Raw genomic sequence first — 18480 nt, 5'->3', positions numbered from 1 at the left:
AGGGTCGAAGTGGATTTATAAAATCTGTATAGCTTAGTCACTTGGTTGGGATATGGACTGTTTTGCAATTGAGATCGAAATACCCGCAGATAAGTGCCCTAAAATAAGAGGCCGAAAGCAATTAATAAGAGAAGGAAAGGCAAAAGTTTTTTTATCAAACAATACCTCTACAAGGAGAGCGCTTACAGGATTTACAAGGTATGGGGTATCGAGCGGAAGGAATGTAATAGTCCTAACTCCATATGAGTTCAAAGATCGTAAGAACCAAATAACAAACTTTCTAAATAAGAGGTTTGATAGTGAATGGAAACTTAAGCTGATACCTATAAAGAATACTTAAACTAATGACCCACCTTAGTGGGTTTTTTTGTACCTATTTTATGCCGTCCGAAAGGGCGGTTTTTTTATGGAGCATGAAAATGCCAGATCCAAATGAAGAACGGCTGAAGTATCTCTTTAATGCTGCGGCAATTGAAGTGCCAAAAGCTGAAGAAGGGCAGAAACGAAAATTCAAAGGCACTGCTTATGCTGGTGGACGTGTTGATGGTCATTGGTACTGGGGGCGCTCTGGCGTGGTCTTTGATCTTGATGGGATCGAGATTGATAAGCCGACAGCCTTGCTTGAAGAACACTTTGGCTCAAGTCGAATTGGTGTTGTTCAAACCGTAGATACGAACGGAAAGATTGATGTTTCAGGCGATTTTCTTACGAACGCCAAGGCGCAGGAAATCGTTCAAGACTCAGATGATGGCTTTCCATTCCAGATGTCGATGATGATTGATCCTGGATCTATTGAAGAAGTTTCGCAAGGCAAGACAGTCACTGTGAATGGTCAAATGTTTGAAGGTCCTATCACAATCTTCCGTCAAAACCGCATTCGTGAGTTCACGATCTGCTCGACTGGTGCCGATCGTAATACATCAATCAAAGCCTTCTCAGGCAAAGCCAATCCAAACCCAACCAAAGAGGACACCGACGTGACCGAATTAGAAAAAGCACAACAGGCCAAAGAGCAGGCAGAGCGTGAACGTGATGATGCCCTGGCTGAACTTAAGCAATTCAAAGCACAAAAGCGTGCTGATGAAATTGCAGCTTTAGAAACTGAGCTGAAAACACAGTTTAGTGCTGAAGATAAAACGGCTTATACCAATATGGATGATTCAGTTTTTGCCTTTACTGCAAAGCAGCTTCGTCAATTTTCTGCAGGTAGCCAGCAGCCACCAGCTGGACAACAACAGCAAACACAAACACCAAGTGTAAATCCGGCATTTGCTCACTTGTTCACTCATCAAGCCAATCCGGGGCAGGGTGGTCAAGCCCCTCAGGGCTCGGCTTTAGATCAGGCATTTAATCAGTTTGTAGCAGCACAGCAACAAGGAGCTAAATCATGAACCAAGTATTAACAGGCACTATTGAAAATAAACAGCTAGTGGTCGGTGACGGCGTACGTACAGAAAATGCCAAAGTAAAAACTGCTACAGCATATAAGCGCGGCGATTTACTTAACGTAGATGCCAATAATGTTGCTGATCATCCTGTTGTCACTGAAGGTGTAGTAGGTGAATGGAATGTAATTGCTGTGTCAGATTTCACAGCAGCGCAATCTACTTACCATGCGGCTAATAATCTTGAGATGCCGATCTACGTGCAGGGTGCATTTGATATTGCAGTAGTTACAGTGAATGGAACACCTCTGACTACTGCTCAATATGATGCAGTACGTGCACAAGCATTAAAAAACAAAATCGAACTTCGTAAAGTTGTGGGGAACTAAGACATGAGTCAAACTTTTACATTTCAAAATGCACCAGTGGAATTGCTGGATGTACCACAGCTGGTATTGCTGACTGATACCACTCAAAAGGTAGATACCTGGCTGATGGATCGCTTTTTTCCTCAACGTGTTTCCTACACTAAAAAAGAAGTTCCAGTTGGGGAACTGAATACAGCGACTCCACTTGCGCCGTTTGTTACTCCGACTGCAGCTGGCCGTCAGATTAAAGTAGGTGAGTCTGGTAACGTTAAATTCGTTAAGCCAGCTTATCTGAAACCAATGATGACGGTAATGCCAAGTGAAGTGCAGAACACTGCTCTTATCGCACGCTTACGTCAATTTGGTGTGATTGCCACTGGTTCAAATCGTTTATCAGATGCTGATCTGTTGTTAATCGATCAGGCTCAAAAAGCACTGTATCTGCGTCAGTCTATCGAAAACCGAAAGCTATTAATTGCTCGTGATGTGCTTCTCTACGGTAAAACCACTTTTGCTTCTGCAGACTTCCCGATGTATGAAGTGGATTATGAACGTAATGCAGCGTGTAAATTTACGCCGTTGATCAAATGGGGCCAAGCGGGTGCTACTCCAGTCAAAGATATTCAGACAATGATTGATCTTTCTGTTGAGCATGCGGGCACATCACCAATCATGGCTTTAACTACTTCGAAAGTTTATAACACGCTGATTAAAGACCCTGAGTTTAAAGAGAAGTTTATTGCTCCTTATGCGGGTGTGAGTGTTCCACTTACTCCAACTTTTGATCAGTCTGACAAACCTCAGTTCCGCGGTACCATCGATAACCTGGAAATCTGGACATATGATGCGAAGCACAGCATGAATGGAAGTGTAGAACGTTTTATTCCAGAAGATTTCTTTGGGCTGGTTTCTGATGCTAATGGTTGGATTGCTCACTGTGCACTTCAGAACGTTGAAGCATTTGGTCAGGCTTTAGAGTTCTATTTAAGCCAATGGCAGGAAAAGAATCCATCAAGCATTCAATTATTGGCTGAATCATCTCCACTTGCTGTTCCAAATAATAAGAATGGTTTAGTCGGTGGTCGTGGCTTCGTATAAGGAGAATAAAATGCCAAAGTACATTGCAAAACAATCGATCGGACACTTTCGTCCAGGTCAGGACGTAGAAGGGCTTGAAGCTAAACAACTTCAGGCCCTTTTAGCATCTGGAGCTATTGAAGAATATCAAGAACCGGAAGCGCCCAAGGCAGACAATACAGCTGCTCGCCTGGCTGAGCTTGAAAAGGCTAATGCTGAGCTGACGAAAGCCAATACTGATCTTGAAGCTGCGAAAGCGAAGGCTGATCAAGAGGTTGCTGCTCTGAAGGCCAAGGTGGCTGAGCTTGAAAAGGCAAAACCTGCTACAAAACCTAAAGCAGATGCTAAGCCTGCCGACGAAACCAAGTAGGTGATCTATGTACGCGACTGAATCAGATTTGGTCGCACGATTTGGTGATGAGATTGAAGGTTTGAAAACAATGCTTCCTTCTCAATCATCTATTCAGGATGCGATTCAGGACGCAACAGAGGAAATCAATGGTCATATCGGTGGCCGTTATCCTTTGCCGCTGTCTAATGTGCCGAGTAATTTGAAGCGTATGGCGTGTGACATCGCACGCTATCGTCTTTACTTTCAGCAACCCACTGAGGAAGTGCGGCAGCGCTATGAGGATGCAATTGCATTCTTAAAGCGTGTGGCTGATAACAAAGCGCATTTGCAAATCCAATTGCCTGAAACAAACCAGATCGTGGATGACCAACCCAAAGGACGACCTTCGACGGCGCCAGTCGGCACTTCATATACCGGTGGCGTATTTGGAGATTCTATCCTGGATCAAATGCCAAGCATGAAGTGAGGTGTTTATGGCTTTCGCAATAACCATTCAAGCTGACAGTTCACCTATTGAAGCAGTGCTTAAGCAATTAGGTAGCTTTGACTCATTAAAGGCTCAGTTATTTGATGAGATTGGTGCTGGACTTGTAGATAGTGTGCAGCATCGATTCTTAACGGGTACTGGTGTGAATGGGAACCCGTGGAAGATTTCATGGCGTGCACGTATGCAGGGTGGTGAAACGCTTCGAGATACTGGCCGCCTGATGAATTCCTACACACACAATGTTCTTTCAAATGGTGTGGAGGTGGGTACAGATGTTGCGTACGCGCCACATCTGCATTACGGCGCAACAATCCTACCTAAGAATGGCCAATACATTACTTTTGCGGTAGGTGGGCAATATCGGAAAGTTAAGCAATCCATTCTTCCACCACGGACCCAGCTCGGCATTAGTGCTGAAGATGAGGTCATGATTTTGGATATTGTCGGGAGTTTTATAGATGAGCACCTTCTTCGCGGTACGTGATGAGATTGCAGAAAAACTGAAAGAGATTCCAGAATTTCTAAAGATCTATACGCCATTGAATTCAGTCAGTGTGACAGAGATGTCGCAGGTCACGCCGTCAGCACATGTCAATTTTGTCCGTATTGATAAAAAAGCCAGTGCAGGTCGTGGAAGTGTTAATCAGATCGGTCAGCAATGGGCGGTCACGGTGGCATGTCGCAATGCTCAATCTCAGATGACTGATGGTCGGGCGGTAAGTGATGAAGCAGGACTATTGACAGAGAAAGTAATTCAGTTGCTTTCAGGCTGGCAGCCTCAGACATCACGTACGGCGCTGGAATTTATTTCAGTTCGAGATGGCTACAGTCCTGGCTTTGCATACATCACGATTATTTTTGAATCACAAAAATTCATTTAGGAGCCAGTCATGGCAAAACAATACAAGGCAACTCAGCCTGTCGGCCGCTTTCAAAAGGGCGATGTGGTCGGTGGGCTGAGTGATGCACAAATCAAAAAATTACTGGCAGATGGTGTCATTCAGGAACTACCTGAACCTAAAGCTGCTCCAGCCAAGAAAACTACAGGGGATGAAAAGTAATGGCTAAAGAATATATTTCGCTGCAAGGTAAGTTTTACCTGTCAGAACTTGTGAATGGTGTTGCTGGTGCAATGCGTCACCTGGGTAACGTGCCAGACTTTGAATTGGAAATAGGTGCTGATGTCGTTGAACATAAAGAATCAACATCTGGTCAGCGTACTACTGACTTCACCATGATCAACGCAACATCAGTGAATTTCACGGGAACGCTGGAGGAAACCGATCCAGAAAACCTTCAATACATCCTGTCTGGTATGAATCACGCCGTAGCGACCACTACAGCGACAGATGTATCACTGGGTACTGTGGTGGCTGGTAAAGAAATCAAACTGGATGGTTATAATCTGAAAACGGTTTCATTCAAGGATTCAACCACTGGCACAGCTAAGACTGTTGATCCAGAGAATTATACACTGGATGCTGTATTTGGTACTGTGGTTTTCCATGATGTATCAAATCTGACTATGCCGATCTTAGCCACTTACACCACTGGAGCAGTGACTAACACCACTCTGGCATCCGACTTTGAAAAAGAGTATGAGCTTTTCTTCAAGGGCATCAATACCGCGAATGGTAAGCATATGGCTGTACGTTTATGGCGAACCAAGAAGTCACCAGAAACCACTTTCCCGCTGATTCATGAAGAACTTGGTCAGTATGAAATCTCTGGTCAGGCTTTATCCGATGTAACGAAGCAAGCAGATCCGGCATTAGGCTTATATGGCCATGTTGTGACGATTCCGGCAGCAGCCTAACTCCATACAGGCACAAAGAACTCCACGGCGCATTAGCGTCTTTTTTTGTGCCTGTGTTTTGATTTAATAATAATTGATTTGATGATTTATATGAATAGTTACATTTTGTATCTTTTTGTTATTGAGCTTGGCTTTTAATAAGTTTAAGGTTTAGACATCAACATGTTGAATGGAATTTGAATTGTCTAAGCTTGAACTAATTATATTAATTTTATTAGGTTCTCTTTTAACTTTATTGGTATATGGTATATGCCAATCATTCAATTATCACTTCAAATTTTTTTAAATGATATATAACTATATTATTGAAAAGTTCTATCTATAGGAAAATTTTATAAAAAAACTTACAAAACTACTTATATAAAAATACTTGTGTTGAGAAAATAATAAAGTAAGGTTGCTCTAATTTTGGAGACCTTATGAAGATTTTGTTGTTAATTTTTTTCATATTGATTCTAGTTGGATGTAACTCATCGGCTGATTTTGAAAATCAAAAAGATCCTCAAGCTTTAGAAAAAGCCAATCTCAAGGCTGTTAGAGAAAATACCCTAAAGTTCCTACCTAATACTAAATCAGTCAAATTCCGTAATCAATTTAGAGATTGTGGAGAACTGAGTTATATGGAAGATAATAATCAATATAGTCCTTTCAAGCGGTTTGTGATGGTAGAGAAGAATATAATTCTTATAGAGGGTTGGACGGGGCAAGAGCAATTCGAATTGGCTTGGAAGGTGTCTTGTTGATCTGCCAGTAGAGAGATAATCAAAAATTCTTGTAACCTTTTATACTTAGGTTTCGTTTTTAAAGGCCACTCTTTAGAGTGGTTTTTTAATGCCTGACATTTAATTCGAGATTCCATCATGAATGATTTTTTCCTAGCAACGAATCGCAGTGTCAGAGTGAATGACATCGAAGTACGCCAGATCCAGATGAAAGACTTCGATACCTGGGCAATGCATGCTGAGCCGTTAAAGAACTTCATTAAAGACCAAGATCATTCAGATGAGATTTTGACAGAGTTATTCAAAGCTCATGTTATGCAAGTCATTTCGACCATGGCATGCGTTACTGATCTGGACAATGAATCACTAGTGGAACTTGCTGCTGATGAACAGGGATTTAAAGATCTGCTTAAAGCAGTGCTTCTGGTCAATCAGGCCTATTTCAAATACGAAAAGCCAGAACGCGGTATTAAAAAGAAAGATGACTCCACCTGGTTTGATTCATTCCAGTTTCTGGTGTCAATGGGCCATCAACATAGTGAAATCATGGAAATGACCTACGGTGCATTCCAGAGCTACGTTAAGGCTGCAAATAAGCTGTATAAGCAGGGAATCTTCAATAACGCCGTTGCAGCACGTGTAGCTCAGTCCGATAAGAAAGGCTTTGAATCGTTTAAGAGAGAAATGGTTTCTGATTGATAAAGAAATAAGCAAACAGTAGTATGGCCATATTAAATCAATACTTATAAGGGGTCATATGGGAAGTTATATTGAAGAGAACTTGGCTAGAGATGAAAAAATTATTATCAAAGCACAAGTGACATGGTTATCTCAATTCTGGTATTTGTTGTTCGGGGGGCTATTTATTTTATCTGCGCTGGGATCAAAGAGCGGAGTTTCTTTGTTTATCGGACTAATTTTAATTGGGATAGCTGCTATACATGTTCTAACAACAGAGCTAGCTCTAACAAATAGGCGTATCATTGCTAAGTCTGGATTAATTCGAAGAAATACAATTGAATTAAAAGTAAATCGTGTTGAAAGTTTAGGTGTTGATCAAGGCATCTTGGGGCGAATTCTTAATTTTGGGTCTATTGTAGTTAAAGGGGTGGGTGGCTCACATGCACCAATTCCATATATTTCACGACCAATGGAATTCAGACAGCAAGTAAATAATTTTCTCGATGAATTAGATGATGCTGATAAAAAAGTATCGTAAATCAAAAGCACCTTAGGGTGCTTTTTTAATACCTAACCTATACCCGCTTAGGCGGGTTTTTTATTGCCTAAATTTAGAGGTCAGCATGTCTGGTAAAAATTTAACATTCAAATTAGTCATGGATGCCGACACTAAAGGTTTTGTTGGCAATATCAAGCAGTCTGAAGATACAGTTAAATCAGTATTCAACACAATTAAGCAAGAGTCTGATCGATTAAAACAAGCAACCACCGATGCCTCAAAGGAAATGGGTAATATCATCCCTAAAGGCACTAGTGAGTTGGCGGATAAGCTTTCTCAGTCTCTAAATGCTGCTACAGGCATTATTAAAGATGCTGGTGACAATGCAAAATCTACAGCAGGGAATTTTACTGATTTTGGCAATAGAACCGAAAAAGCTTTAGGCCAACTTAAAGGAGATTTAGCTCAAGCCAAGCAAAACCTTGAAGCGTTTTCAAAAACTAAAGCTTCACCTGCAGATATTGAAAAAGCACAGGTCCAGGTTGATCAACTAGAAAAAGAAGTACAGCAAGCAGATCAGGCTTTTGATGGATTCCAGGCAGAAGTGGGCAAAGCCAATACAAGTCTAAAAGAAACGGATACAGCTGCTCAGACGGCGCAGAAGGGAATAGGGGTACTAAAAACTGGATTTACCGCCCTTATTGGGGTTATGGGCGGTATTGGTATTGGTTTGGGCCTTCGTGAATTAGCAGAGGCCGCGGATTCCTATACCAACCTTTCAGCTCGAATCAACATCGCAACCAGTGATGGTGGAAACTTTACCCAAGCTATGGCGGGGGTGCACCAAGTTGCGTTGATGACCAACTCAAGTCTGGATGCCACCGCGGGTCTATTTACGAAAGTGAATGATACCGGTAAGCAGATGGGGATGACCCAACAGCAAAGTCTTGATCTGGTCAAAACAATTAATATGGCCATTCAGACTGGTGGTGGATCGGCAGCTGCAGCTGATGCAGCAATAACCCAATTCACGCAAGCATTACAATCTGGCGTACTCCGTGGTGATGAATTCAACTCCATCATGGAGCAGGCTCCAGGCATCTCAAAAGCATTGGCCCAGTCTTTGGGTGTGACTACCGGTGAACTGCGTAAGATGGCTGAAAACGGCGAACTGTCAGCCGAGAAGGTCATCAAGGCACTACAAAGCCAATCCGCTGCAATTGAAGCTGATTATGCTAAGTTCCCAACCACCATTGGCAATGCCCTACAGAGAATCGCTACACAATGGCAGATTCTGATTGGCACGATGGACCAAGCAAACGGCGCATCTGCAACTGTGGCGCAATGGCTGGTTACTCTTGCTGACAATATGGATGTGATAGAGACCATACTCGAAGATATTGGTGAAGGCTTTATCTGGGTAGGGGATCAGCTTAAAAAAATCGATCCAGCCACAATTGATGCACTTAAAGAGGCATTAAGCACTACCTACGAGACTATTCAGTCCATGGCTGGTTCTTTAGGCAATGGAATTGGAATCGCCGTAGACCAGCTTAATACGTTGCTTGGAGCAATATTTAATTTTGAAAGCGGCATAGATACAGCAACAGATAAGACTAATGGCTTCACCAAAGCCTTGCAGGCTCTCAATGTAGTATTTGGATTCATTGGTGATGGTTTTGAAGCAATTAGTATAGTTGCCAACCTGCTTGCTGGCGTGTTTTATGATGTTGGTGCTGCATGGATAGGGTTTAAAGCCAATTTCAAATGGGGTGATGCCAAGGATCAGGCTATTGCAGATATGGATGCAATGGCCAAGAAAGCACAGGATTATTATGACCGTGCAACTGCTGGTGCAATGGGCTTTAAATCTGCAGGTATTGCTGCTATTGAAGACATTGGAAAGACCCAAGATCAGAAAAACCAAGAATCCCTGCAGAGCAACAATGCCACCTTTGCAGAACTAGCAAAGCAGAATCAAGAATTTACCCAAAAGTCTAAAGATTTGGCAGCAGAACGTGCGGCCATCGATGCGCAGTTAAACCAAGCTCGCAAGGATGGCAATCAGTCAACCATTGATGCAATTATCCAGAAATCTAATGAGCTCGAGAGTCGTGAAAAGGAGCATGCAACCAATAAGGCCGCATTAGATAGGGATATGCTGGCTTCCGCTCAGGCCACCGCTGAAGCAGCTATCAAAGCCAATGGCGGTGTCATGGATGGCGTGATGCAGGCCGATCTATTAACCAAGGGCTATATCGTCACCATCGATGAGGCTGGCAAGGTTAGTGTCCAGGCAAGTCAGAGTGCAGAACAGGCTGCTGAAAGCGCTGCCAAAAAAGAAGAAGCTCTAAGGCTGGCCAAGGAAAATGTTAAGAAAGCCGATGAGGAATATCTGGCTTATCAGAAACAGGCTGCAGCTGAACGTGCGCTCTTGGAGCAACAGATTGAACAAGCCAAAAAGTCTGGTGATTTAAATGCTTTAGCTTCTGCTCAGGCATCCATTACCGCCATCAATGCTAAAGAAGCAGAGTTGGCCAATAACCGTGATTTACGGATTGCTGAATTAAATAAGGCTAATACCGGATCTGGCCAAGTGGCAGAAACGGCTTATTCAAGAGCATCTGCAGCTGCCAGGCTATTTGGTGTGGATCTTGATGTTTCGCTAAACAGGGTCTCCAAGTCATTTTCTAGTTCAGGGAATGAACTGGATGGACTCAAGACAAAGTTAGGTGAGGCAGGGTATACAGGAAAACAGGCTGGTGATGTGCTTTACCAAGCATGGGAGGAGTGGCTTAGCAAGGCTAAAAGCCAAGCTGAAATTGACTATGCCAAAGCTAAACTTCAGGAGTTTGGTACCCAAGGTCAGATTTCAACATCTCAGGTTGAGCAAGGTTTAATTGCGATCAAGCTGCAAGCTCAAGAGTTACCTGATGATATTGACCCGGTTACTGAAGCGTTTAAGCGTCTTGGTATTCAGACCAAAGAGCAGTTAAAGCTTTCCGCTCAACAGGCCTTAATGGATTACATCACGATTCGGGATAGTGGCAAGGCCACAGCTGAAGGCATTCAAAAGGCCTATGAAAAAGCTGCTCAGTCTGCGGCTGCATCCGGTGACGCAGGAAGAATTGCAGCGGTAAATGCAATGAATGCCGGGCGTAATCTAGAAGTGCAGATTGATGATACTGGAAAGGCTGTTGTCAAAACCATGGATGATTGGACCAAATCCAATGACCGCGTTAAGGATTCCGCACGTGGCATTGGTGATGGATACCGTCACGCAGGTCAGATCGCAAGGGAAGAAGCTAAATCCTCTACCGAAGCCTGGGCGGATGCACTTAAAGCAACTCAAGGCAAAATAGAAGCATCAAAGACTGGAAAAACCGCAAAATATGGACTTTCTGTTGAAGAAATTGAACAGAAATTAAAAGATATTGGGTATGAAGGTGATGCTAAGCAAAAGGCTAAGGAGCTATTTAAGGCTGCTGAACCAGTCGCAGGTGGTTACTACAAATCTGCATCCAACGAATGGATGAAGAAAAATTATGGGGTATCTGCTTACGACAATCAAAAAGCTATGGGTAACGGCATGTATGTACTCGAGCAGATTGAGAAACTGAGCCAATATGTTGGTAAGAATAGTTCTAGCAGCTTGAATAATTACGCGCCGTCGATTCCTTCTGCACCATCAGTTAGAGATACGAGCCAGCCAAGCAAAGAGGTTACCTATAATTTTGACTTCAATGGCAAGCAGATGAAATTTAGCGGGCCAGCAGGACAGGAATCTTTAATGAATGAACTTGTGAATCAATTAAAAATACAGGCGAGATCAACATGAAATTAATCCGCTTAAGCACATCAGAAACCGTCCCATTAGAGGACGGTTTTTTATGGCCTGATGAATTCTCATGGAAGGCCATTGAGCAGAATCAAGCCTATGCCATGGATGGCTCCCTGATCATTCAGGAAGGAAAAAAGAAGTCGGGCCGACCAATTACCTTACAGCCAGCAGATCAGGAAATGGGCTGGATCAAGCTACGTGAACTGCGGACTGTTTTGGAATGGTCCAAGCTGCAAGGTGAGAATTTCAGACTGCAGTTTGAGCAACCGCATGACAACCGACAATTCACCGTCAAATTTAACCACCAGGATGGGGCTTTAGAAGCTGCGCCGGTAAAAGGAATTCCAGCGGTATCACTGGATGATTATTTTAATGTGACCTTACGCTTTACGGAGTTAGACGATGGCGATTGAAACCAAGGATTTAGTAATTTACAAGTCTGAACGCTTGACCGATAACTCTGATGGTGGTGGTAAATATTCTGGTGTCGTGGTGCAGGATGGGATCAGCAATAACCTGTTCAATGATGTATCGGAAATGGATCGCACCATGGGTGATGTGTCTATGCGTAAAATCTTTCCAGCAGTCACGACTGAAGATACTGATTTATTAATGGGTGCAACAGTCTTTGTATCTGAGCTACCAGAAGACCCAAACGTATCGGCATTACTTTTCAGTACCAAGAACTGGACCGATGAACGCCAGTCTGCCCAGAACCGGGTAGAAAATTATCTGGCCAAAGGTGGTCAGATTGCCGGTACGCCGTTGGATACGCACTGGAAAGGCATGTCTTCACTTCAGGTGACCATGTTTCCGCAAGAAACCGAAAGCTCGGTCGGGGATACCATTGTTCTGATCAGTGATGAAGGCAAAGCTTTAGAGCATGAGCAGTTCGTTCGTATTACCAAAGTTGAAACTCGTACTGCCATTATGGTGGTGGATGGCAAAAACGTGGAATACAAGATTGCCACCTACTCACTCAATGATGCTTTGGAAATTGATTTTGTGGGCTTGTCAGCGCGTCAGTGGTATGCAGGCAATCCATCAAAAACCATTATCCGCGATACTATTGTTGCGGATACCGGTCTGTACTACTCATCCACCGCATTGGCATCCGATGCGAATGTGGGTGAGTTCACAGTCAATGCTAAAAGCATCTTTGCTCAACTCATTCCATCTGCTCAGACTGAAACCCCGATTATTGATGTGAATGCTGCAGGTGAAAGCGTGGTACTGGTGGCGGGTAATGAAGGTACCATCACGGTCAATTACCCGAATATGGTGATTGGTGTGAGTCAGAATCTTTACATTGGCTCAGCCGTGATTCCGTCGAGTATATCCTTCACTTTACAAGGTCAGCAGATCACAGGCCAAGGCGGATTGCTTAAGAACGCTCAAGGCACCCAGGTCGGCACAATTGACTACCAGCGCGGCTTAATCCAATGGACTGCAGCAGCACCAGCTGGCACTGTAAGCTTGAATATTACGTTTAAGCCAGCAGCTGCACCAAATCAGTATTACCAGAGTCACGCAATTCCAGTGACTCAGAATAACCAGAGCACCAACTGGACTGGAGTTTTAATTCCGATTCCAGCACCTGGGGCTTTGTCAATCTCGTATATGAGTCAGGGTAAGTTCTATACATTGCAGGATGATGGATCAGGACAGCTTAAGGCTGCCAGCCCTTCATTTGGTTCAGGCATGATCAACTATGAAACAGGCTCGTGGCTATTAACCACTGGTGCACTGCCGGATGTAGACACACCAATTCTACTGAACTGGGGAACACCAATTGTTACCTTCGTACGGTCAAATCTGAATGTAGACAAAGCTGCCTTTGATTTCGATTTAGGTCGACCTGGTGTCTTGCCGGGCATCACCATTAACTGGATGCTTGAAGGTGAAGCGAAAACTGCGACCTCCAATGCTCAGGGTAAATTTACCGGTGATGCCACTGGTGAAATCAACTATGCCACCGGAGTTGGAAAGATCATCCCAAGCAAGCTACCTCAAAAAGGAACAGCTTTCTCCGTGATCTACAACTACGGATCATCACTTGAGCAGACCAAAATGGATATTGCTCCAGATGCCAACCAAAAACTAGTCTTTAACATTGGTACCGGAGCAGCGATTCAGCCAAATAGCGTATATCTGGAAGTACCTGTGCAGAGTATTGATGGAAAGATAACCGGTACGGTCAACCTGTTTGATGTGCCGGTAAATTCAACGATTGGCAATCTGGTCAACTCGCGCGGTCAGGTACAGGGCAGCATTACCTATGCCACTGGCGCAGTCAAAGTGACACCAGATGCATATCAACAGGTATTCAGAAAAGAGTACTTCCCAATGATGTCGGCAACGTATGCAGCAGCATAGCGAGGAAATATGTCCTTTTATTCTCCACAAACATCCAAAATTCAGGGCGAACAGGTTGAACTCAAAGCCTTTAATGCTGTTGATGTTCGGGTGAAATACCGCGATACATCAGGTTCAAATTCGGCAACTCATACCGTAACAGCAGATAAACTCAAGCTAGATTTATCTTCCGGCTTTGATGAGCAAATCCTTACAGGCTCAGCCCGATTTAAAGTTGGCGCGGACACCTTTCTGGATCGCACTGGCTTGCTTTATCGCAATATGAATCCAGCGAATAACAGCGGGATTCAATCTGGTGTGATTCAATACGGCACCGGCATTGTTGAAATTGACTCCTGGACACCGAATGCAGATAACACGATTACTCTGGAATCCTTAACTACCACAACCGATCTATTGCCAGTCAATAAAATCAGCTTTAGAACACCGATCATGCCGATTCGTCCACAATCCTTAACTGTGGTAGTGGGCACCATTGAATTTGGCCAGCTCACATTAACCGCTGATGAAAACGGCGCGATTGAAACCAGCCGGGCGCATGGTCAGGTCAATTGGGAAAATGGTTTTGTCACGATTTACTTCTATACCAAAACCAAAATCACTGAAGTTAATAGGGCAGAGATTGAAGCGAATGACTGGTATGATCCACTGCTTGAATATGATGAGCTGGATGGCCGTTATATTAACGTTCCAGTCTGGGTAGATGCCTCATCAGTACGCTATAACGCTGTGGCTTATACCTACATTCCGCTAGATTCTGAAATTCTAGGTTTATCAGCTACTCGTTTACCGATTGATGGTCGGGTGCCGATCTTCCGTGTAGGTGGCATCGGGATTGTCAGCTCAAGCAAAGCACAAGAGCTGCCCAGTGCAATTGCAGGTACCACATACGATCTGAATGATCAGCGTATTTCATGGACAGAACTTGAAGATGCCAATGGAACGAAAGTCGCTTTCGATTTATACACGGTTGATTATGATTATGGCCGCGTGACATTGGGTGGTGACTTTGTGCTAGGTAATCTGGTTGCACCACTAACAGTGAAATACCGCTATCAGGATATGGGGCTGATCCGTGATGTTCAGATTAATGGTCAGCTGACTTTTACCAAACCTTTAACCCATAACTATGATGCAGTAGATACCATTGTTGGATCTGCATTGGTCATTGGTGATATGCAGGCGCGTTACACCCGCAAGTTTGTACAAGGCTCATGGAGTAATGTATGGGTTGATGAGCCAACGGGTGCCGGCATTTTAGCAAACTACAACGACTCGCTGTATCCACTTCAGGTCACCAATAAGGGTACGATCCAGGAACGCTGGGCACTGATTTTTACTGGAGATCAATCTTTTCGATGTATTGGTGAGTATTCAGGGCAAATTGGTACTGGTACCACTAATGCGGATTATGCACCAATTAACCCGGTCACTGGCGTGCCGTATTTCATCATCAAGAAAGAGGGTTGGGGCGCGGGTTGGGCCAATGGCAATGTCCTGCGCTTCAATACCGTGGCTGCAAACTTTCCGGTCTGGGTAATTCGCACTGTAAAGCAATCGGAACCAGCTGTGCTGTCAGACCAGTTCCAGATCATGCTACGTGGTGACATTGACCGCGTTGTTTAGAATTTAAGTCAAATATGGCCGCTTTAAGCGGTCTTTTTTATGGATCAAATAAAATGGCAACAGATGTAGATGTGCAGTTTTTTAGTCATTTAAATGGCTTAACCCTGGGTAATAATTGGGGGGACTTGATTCGTATGCTCGACAAAGCTTTGGTGACGGGCATTGATTTCACCCAAATCACAGCGGCATCGATTAATGAGCAGGGTGATGTACATATAACCTTATATTCAGACCACAAAGCCATGCTGTTTCAGGTGGTTGAGCTAGCAAGTTTTGCACCCGCCTCATTAAATCAAAAATATCGCATTAAGGGCGTGCTAAGTGCAACAGAGCTGATCTTAAAACCACATACTGCAATTACTGAAACAAATATCACAACGGTTGGTTCAGGGAAATTAGCATCATTGGGTTATGAGATTGTTTTTCGCGATACAAATGATGTAAAGCGGGTTTATCGTGCCAAAAATCCAACCGCGCAGCATCCGTTTATTCGTGTTGATGAGTCACTCTCGAGTGATGCAGGATCATATACAAGTACATACATTAAGTCTGCTATGGTCGGACTTTTGGAGCACATAGATCACATAGATGACTTTGAGAATCCTGACGTTTTACAATTACCTTTCGACCCTGCCGACCCTGCTAAAAATTGGAAGATCATAGGCACAGGGACAAATGTGCAACGTGGATGGTCTCTTTGGCATTGGGCTTGGAATGCAAGCCCTGACTACAATATCAATGCCACCAACGGTACGCTGGGCGGCAATCGAGGATTTACGCTTTGCGGAGATAGTGATGCGTTTTATTTAAATATTGCACCTCACCCCACAACACGCACCTCGAAGTTTACATACGGTTGTGGTTTATTTGACTCAAGCTTGGACTCAGGCGTAGTACCATCGTGGTTTTTAGCTACAACCTTGGCACTTCGAAGGGCATCTGACGGGCACGATTCTACCAATTTGAGGGGTGGATTTGCCTTTGGTTTGTCGGATAATACGTCTCGCGTGTTTGTAACTAAATACACGCCCGCATCACCGATCAGCGCGCACGTTTCCGCCTTGCCAGTAATGCCAAACTATCAGTCGGGGATCTCAGGCTTTGCGAGCGCAGGTATTATGCCGTGCATAAGCATCCCACTGAAAGATGATAATAACTACTTGCGAGGCACATTTAAACATATCGCTTACAATGCTAAATCGGAGACTGTAAACGAAACAACCCCACGACTAGCTGAGAGCTCTATGTACGTATTAGACACTTTGCAAACAAGCACATCGGGGAGTGGCAATGGGTCTAGCGCGTATTATCTGGGAGAGCTTAAATGAAGCCTGTTTCTTGGAAAATAATGCCCTCATCAAGTTACATGCAAAATGTGGCAGGCAGTGTGATTACTAAAATCCAAGGCTCAGTTAAAAAGCTTGGTGTGCAATATCAAGATGCTACTGTGGTGCTTTATAACAAGGCTAATTTGCAACCAATTGCTGTTCGCAGACCCAATCAGAACGGTGATTATCAGTTTCTGGGGCTTAATGCTGACTTAAAAACCTATGTCGTGGCGTTTGATCGTAAGCAGCAATTTAACGCAGTCATACAAGATAACGTGGTGCCGAAATGAGTAAAACTTCAGTCAATGCCCGGCTTGCCATGATCCAAGCCTTTTCAAACTTTATGGATAGCGGTAGCCAAAGTGCTACCGTTGTTTTTTATGAAGGTGTGCAGCCTGCTAGTCCTGTGGTTGCAGCGAATTCAAATAACGCCCTAGTGGCTCTGACTTTTCCTGAGCCATGTATCAAAGAAAACACTGCTACTTATGTGGAGTTTCATCCGACCGATACAGGCACTGTTATTAAAGCAGGCACTGCAACGTGGGCGCGTATTTATAATGGTGCTGGTGATGTCGCTGCCGATCTAACAGTGGGCACGGATATTAGTCTTGCTAACACCAATCTCGCGCTCGGCGGTACGTTGTCAGTCACATCAATAAAACTCAGACCTTAATTTAAAAGGGTGCTCATGTGGATTTTAAAAATAAGCTCGGCACCGTTGATGCACACAACCTAAACTCAAACTTTAAGCCTGATAATACTGATAGCCACAACATCATTCTGAATTTTGAACATCTGACTGATGGCTCGACCAATCTTAATTTTGGTGATGATGGGCGAATTCAAACATGAGGTGCGACAGTTTCAAAAGCCATATGATAATCAACAAGCTGAGCAAATTTCTCTAATGGTGTAAGCCAATCTAACGCCTTTCTAGGACGAGTATTCAGTGACATGGCAACTTGATTTAAATAATGCTGATCTGCCTGATTTAAATCAATCCCTTTAGGTAAATATTGCCTAATTAAACCATTCATATTTTCGCATGTGCCTTTTTGCCAAGGTGAATGTGGGTCACAGAAATATACATCTATGCCTAAATCTTCTTCGAGTATTTTATGTTCTGACATCTCGCGTCCACGGTCATAGGTCAACGTTTTACGCAGTTCTGCAGGTAAATATTTCAGAGCTTCAGTTAAAGCCTTGCGCACTGATTCTGCCTTTGCATCAGGTAATGTTGCCAAGATACAGAGCCGTGTATTTCGTTCAATAAGTGTTGCTATCGAACTTTTATTGTCTTTACCTTTAATTAAATCAGCTTCCCAATGACCCGGTATTTTTCTTTCTTGAACTTCGGCTGGGCGCTCATGAATAGTTTTAATATCCTGTAATATAGAATCTTTTTTAGGTTCACCGTTAGCTTTTCGCTTTTTATTTTCATGACGCAGACAGGATAATAAGTCTTTTTTCAACTCACCCTTTGGTAATGCTCGTATCGTTGAATAAATCGTTGTATGGCTTACATTCATTGTTTGATCCAAATCAGGAAATGTCTTTAAACGCTTTGCTATTTGCTGAGGAGACCATAAACAACGGATCGCTTCAACAATAAATTTCCAGAGGATTGAATCGATTTTGAGTTTTCTGTGACCACGTCTACGTCTAGCGAAGGTGTTATCAGAAGCATATCGAGCTTGATAAACGTCATTGATGCTATTTCTTTTAAGCTCACGATAGATCGTACTAGGATGTCTTTTAATGAGTTCAGCAAATTTTCTGGCTGAAAAGCCTTCTTTTCTTGACTCAAGCATTAATGCAGTACGATCTTCAAAGTTAAGATGATGGTATGACAATTTTATATACTCCATAAACCCTTTAAATTAATTAGGTGGTTTATGTCGCACTTCAAGTTTTACTCTGCC

20 protein-coding genes are annotated in these 18480 nt (G+C 43.4%); 19 read left to right on the top strand and 1 reads right to left on the bottom strand.

Annotated features, from left to right (window positions below; genetic code table 11):
• The first annotated feature begins 419 nt into the window (after window positions 1-419).
• The 19 genes from ACS72_RS06380 to ACS72_RS06295 all read left to right on the top strand — a co-directional run bounded on the left by ACS72_RS06380 (window position 420) and on the right by ACS72_RS06295 (window position 17231).
• Window positions 420-1391, top strand: coding sequence for a hypothetical protein (locus ACS72_RS06380; protein ID WP_048881609.1), 972 nt, complete (start codon window positions 420-422; stop codon window positions 1389-1391).
• Entirely contained in the window at window positions 1388-1774 is a 387-nt protein-coding gene (locus ACS72_RS06375) for a hypothetical protein (protein WP_048881608.1), read from the top strand. The genes ACS72_RS06380 and ACS72_RS06375 overlap by 4 nt, the downstream gene beginning before the upstream one ends.
• Before the next feature lie 3 nt (window positions 1775-1777).
• Window positions 1778-2851, top strand: a complete 1074-nt coding sequence (locus ACS72_RS06370; RefSeq protein WP_048881607.1) for a major capsid protein — start codon at window positions 1778-1780, stop codon at window positions 2849-2851.
• 10 nt (window positions 2852-2861) lie between these two features.
• Window positions 2862-3200, top strand: coding sequence for a hypothetical protein (locus tag ACS72_RS06365; RefSeq protein ID WP_048881606.1), 339 nt, complete (start codon window positions 2862-2864; stop codon window positions 3198-3200).
• Window positions 3201-3207: 7 nt separating this feature from the next.
• Window positions 3208-3648 carry a gp436 family protein gene (locus ACS72_RS06360; RefSeq protein ID WP_048881605.1) on the top strand — a complete coding sequence of 147 codons (441 nt, stop codon included), beginning with the start codon at window positions 3208-3210 and terminating at the stop codon, window positions 3646-3648.
• Window positions 3649-3655: 7 nt separating this feature from the next.
• Complete coding sequence (locus ACS72_RS06355) at window positions 3656-4153, top strand: phage virion morphogenesis protein (protein ID WP_048881704.1); 498 nt, start codon at window positions 3656-3658, stop codon at window positions 4151-4153.
• Window positions 4128-4550: a hypothetical protein gene (locus ACS72_RS06350; protein ID WP_048881604.1), complete on the top strand. Its 423-nt coding sequence runs from the start codon at window positions 4128-4130 to the stop codon at window positions 4548-4550. The genes ACS72_RS06355 and ACS72_RS06350 overlap by 26 nt, the downstream gene beginning before the upstream one ends.
• A 9-nt stretch (window positions 4551-4559) precedes the next feature.
• On the top strand, window positions 4560-4730 hold the full coding sequence (locus tag ACS72_RS18165) for a hypothetical protein (RefSeq protein ID WP_005236576.1): 171 nt from the start codon (window positions 4560-4562) through the stop codon (window positions 4728-4730).
• Window positions 4730-5485, top strand: coding sequence for a hypothetical protein (locus tag ACS72_RS06345; RefSeq protein ID WP_048881603.1), 756 nt, complete (start codon window positions 4730-4732; stop codon window positions 5483-5485). Before ACS72_RS18165 ends, ACS72_RS06345 begins: the two co-directional genes overlap by 1 nt.
• Window positions 5486-5904: 419 nt before the next feature.
• Window positions 5905-6228, top strand: coding sequence for a hypothetical protein (locus ACS72_RS06340; protein ID WP_048881602.1), 324 nt, complete (start codon window positions 5905-5907; stop codon window positions 6226-6228).
• A 117-nt stretch (window positions 6229-6345) separates the two neighbouring features.
• Entirely contained in the window at window positions 6346-6906 is a 561-nt protein-coding gene (locus tag ACS72_RS06335; RefSeq protein WP_048881601.1) for a hypothetical protein, read from the top strand.
• 58 nt (window positions 6907-6964) lie between these two features.
• Window positions 6965-7426, top strand: coding sequence for a PH domain-containing protein (locus tag ACS72_RS06330; protein WP_004893891.1), 462 nt, complete (start codon window positions 6965-6967; stop codon window positions 7424-7426).
• A gap of 85 nt (window positions 7427-7511) precedes the next feature.
• On the top strand, window positions 7512-11225 hold the full coding sequence (locus tag ACS72_RS06325; RefSeq protein WP_048881600.1) for a tape measure protein: 3714 nt from the start codon (window positions 7512-7514) through the stop codon (window positions 11223-11225).
• Window positions 11222-11641, top strand: a complete 420-nt coding sequence (locus ACS72_RS06320; protein WP_048881599.1) for a hypothetical protein — start codon at window positions 11222-11224, stop codon at window positions 11639-11641. The genes ACS72_RS06325 and ACS72_RS06320 overlap by 4 nt, the downstream gene beginning before the upstream one ends.
• Window positions 11631-13604 (top strand): hypothetical protein, encoded by a 1974-nt coding sequence (locus tag ACS72_RS06315; protein WP_048881598.1) that lies wholly within the window; start codon window positions 11631-11633, stop codon window positions 13602-13604. Before ACS72_RS06320 ends, ACS72_RS06315 begins: the two co-directional genes overlap by 11 nt.
• A gap of 9 nt (window positions 13605-13613) precedes the next feature.
• The gene (locus ACS72_RS06310; protein ID WP_048881597.1) at window positions 13614-15230 is read left to right on the top strand and encodes a hypothetical protein; all 1617 of its coding nucleotides are present in this window, start codon (window positions 13614-13616) and stop codon (window positions 15228-15230) included.
• Between the two features lie 53 nt (window positions 15231-15283).
• The gene (locus tag ACS72_RS06305; protein ID WP_048881596.1) at window positions 15284-16558 is read left to right on the top strand and encodes a hypothetical protein; all 1275 of its coding nucleotides are present in this window, start codon (window positions 15284-15286) and stop codon (window positions 16556-16558) included.
• Entirely contained in the window at window positions 16555-16848 is a 294-nt protein-coding gene (locus ACS72_RS06300; RefSeq protein WP_048881595.1) for a hypothetical protein, read from the top strand. Before ACS72_RS06305 ends, ACS72_RS06300 begins: the two co-directional genes overlap by 4 nt.
• Window positions 16845-17231, top strand: coding sequence for a hypothetical protein (locus tag ACS72_RS06295; protein WP_048881594.1), 387 nt, complete (start codon window positions 16845-16847; stop codon window positions 17229-17231). The genes ACS72_RS06300 and ACS72_RS06295 overlap by 4 nt, the downstream gene beginning before the upstream one ends.
• Before the next feature lie 169 nt (window positions 17232-17400).
• Here the strand turns inward: ACS72_RS06295 and ACS72_RS06290 are convergent, their stop codons facing one another.
• Window positions 17401-18369 (bottom strand): IS30 family transposase, encoded by a 969-nt coding sequence (locus ACS72_RS06290; RefSeq protein ID WP_005804963.1) that lies wholly within the window; start codon window positions 18367-18369, stop codon window positions 17401-17403.
• Window positions 18370-18480: the final 111 nt, after the last annotated feature.

It is taken from the genome of Acinetobacter sp. VT 511 (assembly GCF_001077515.1).
Lineage (GTDB): Bacteria > Pseudomonadota > Gammaproteobacteria > Pseudomonadales > Moraxellaceae > Acinetobacter > Acinetobacter schindleri.
This window is presented reverse-complemented; position numbering and strand designations above follow the sequence as displayed.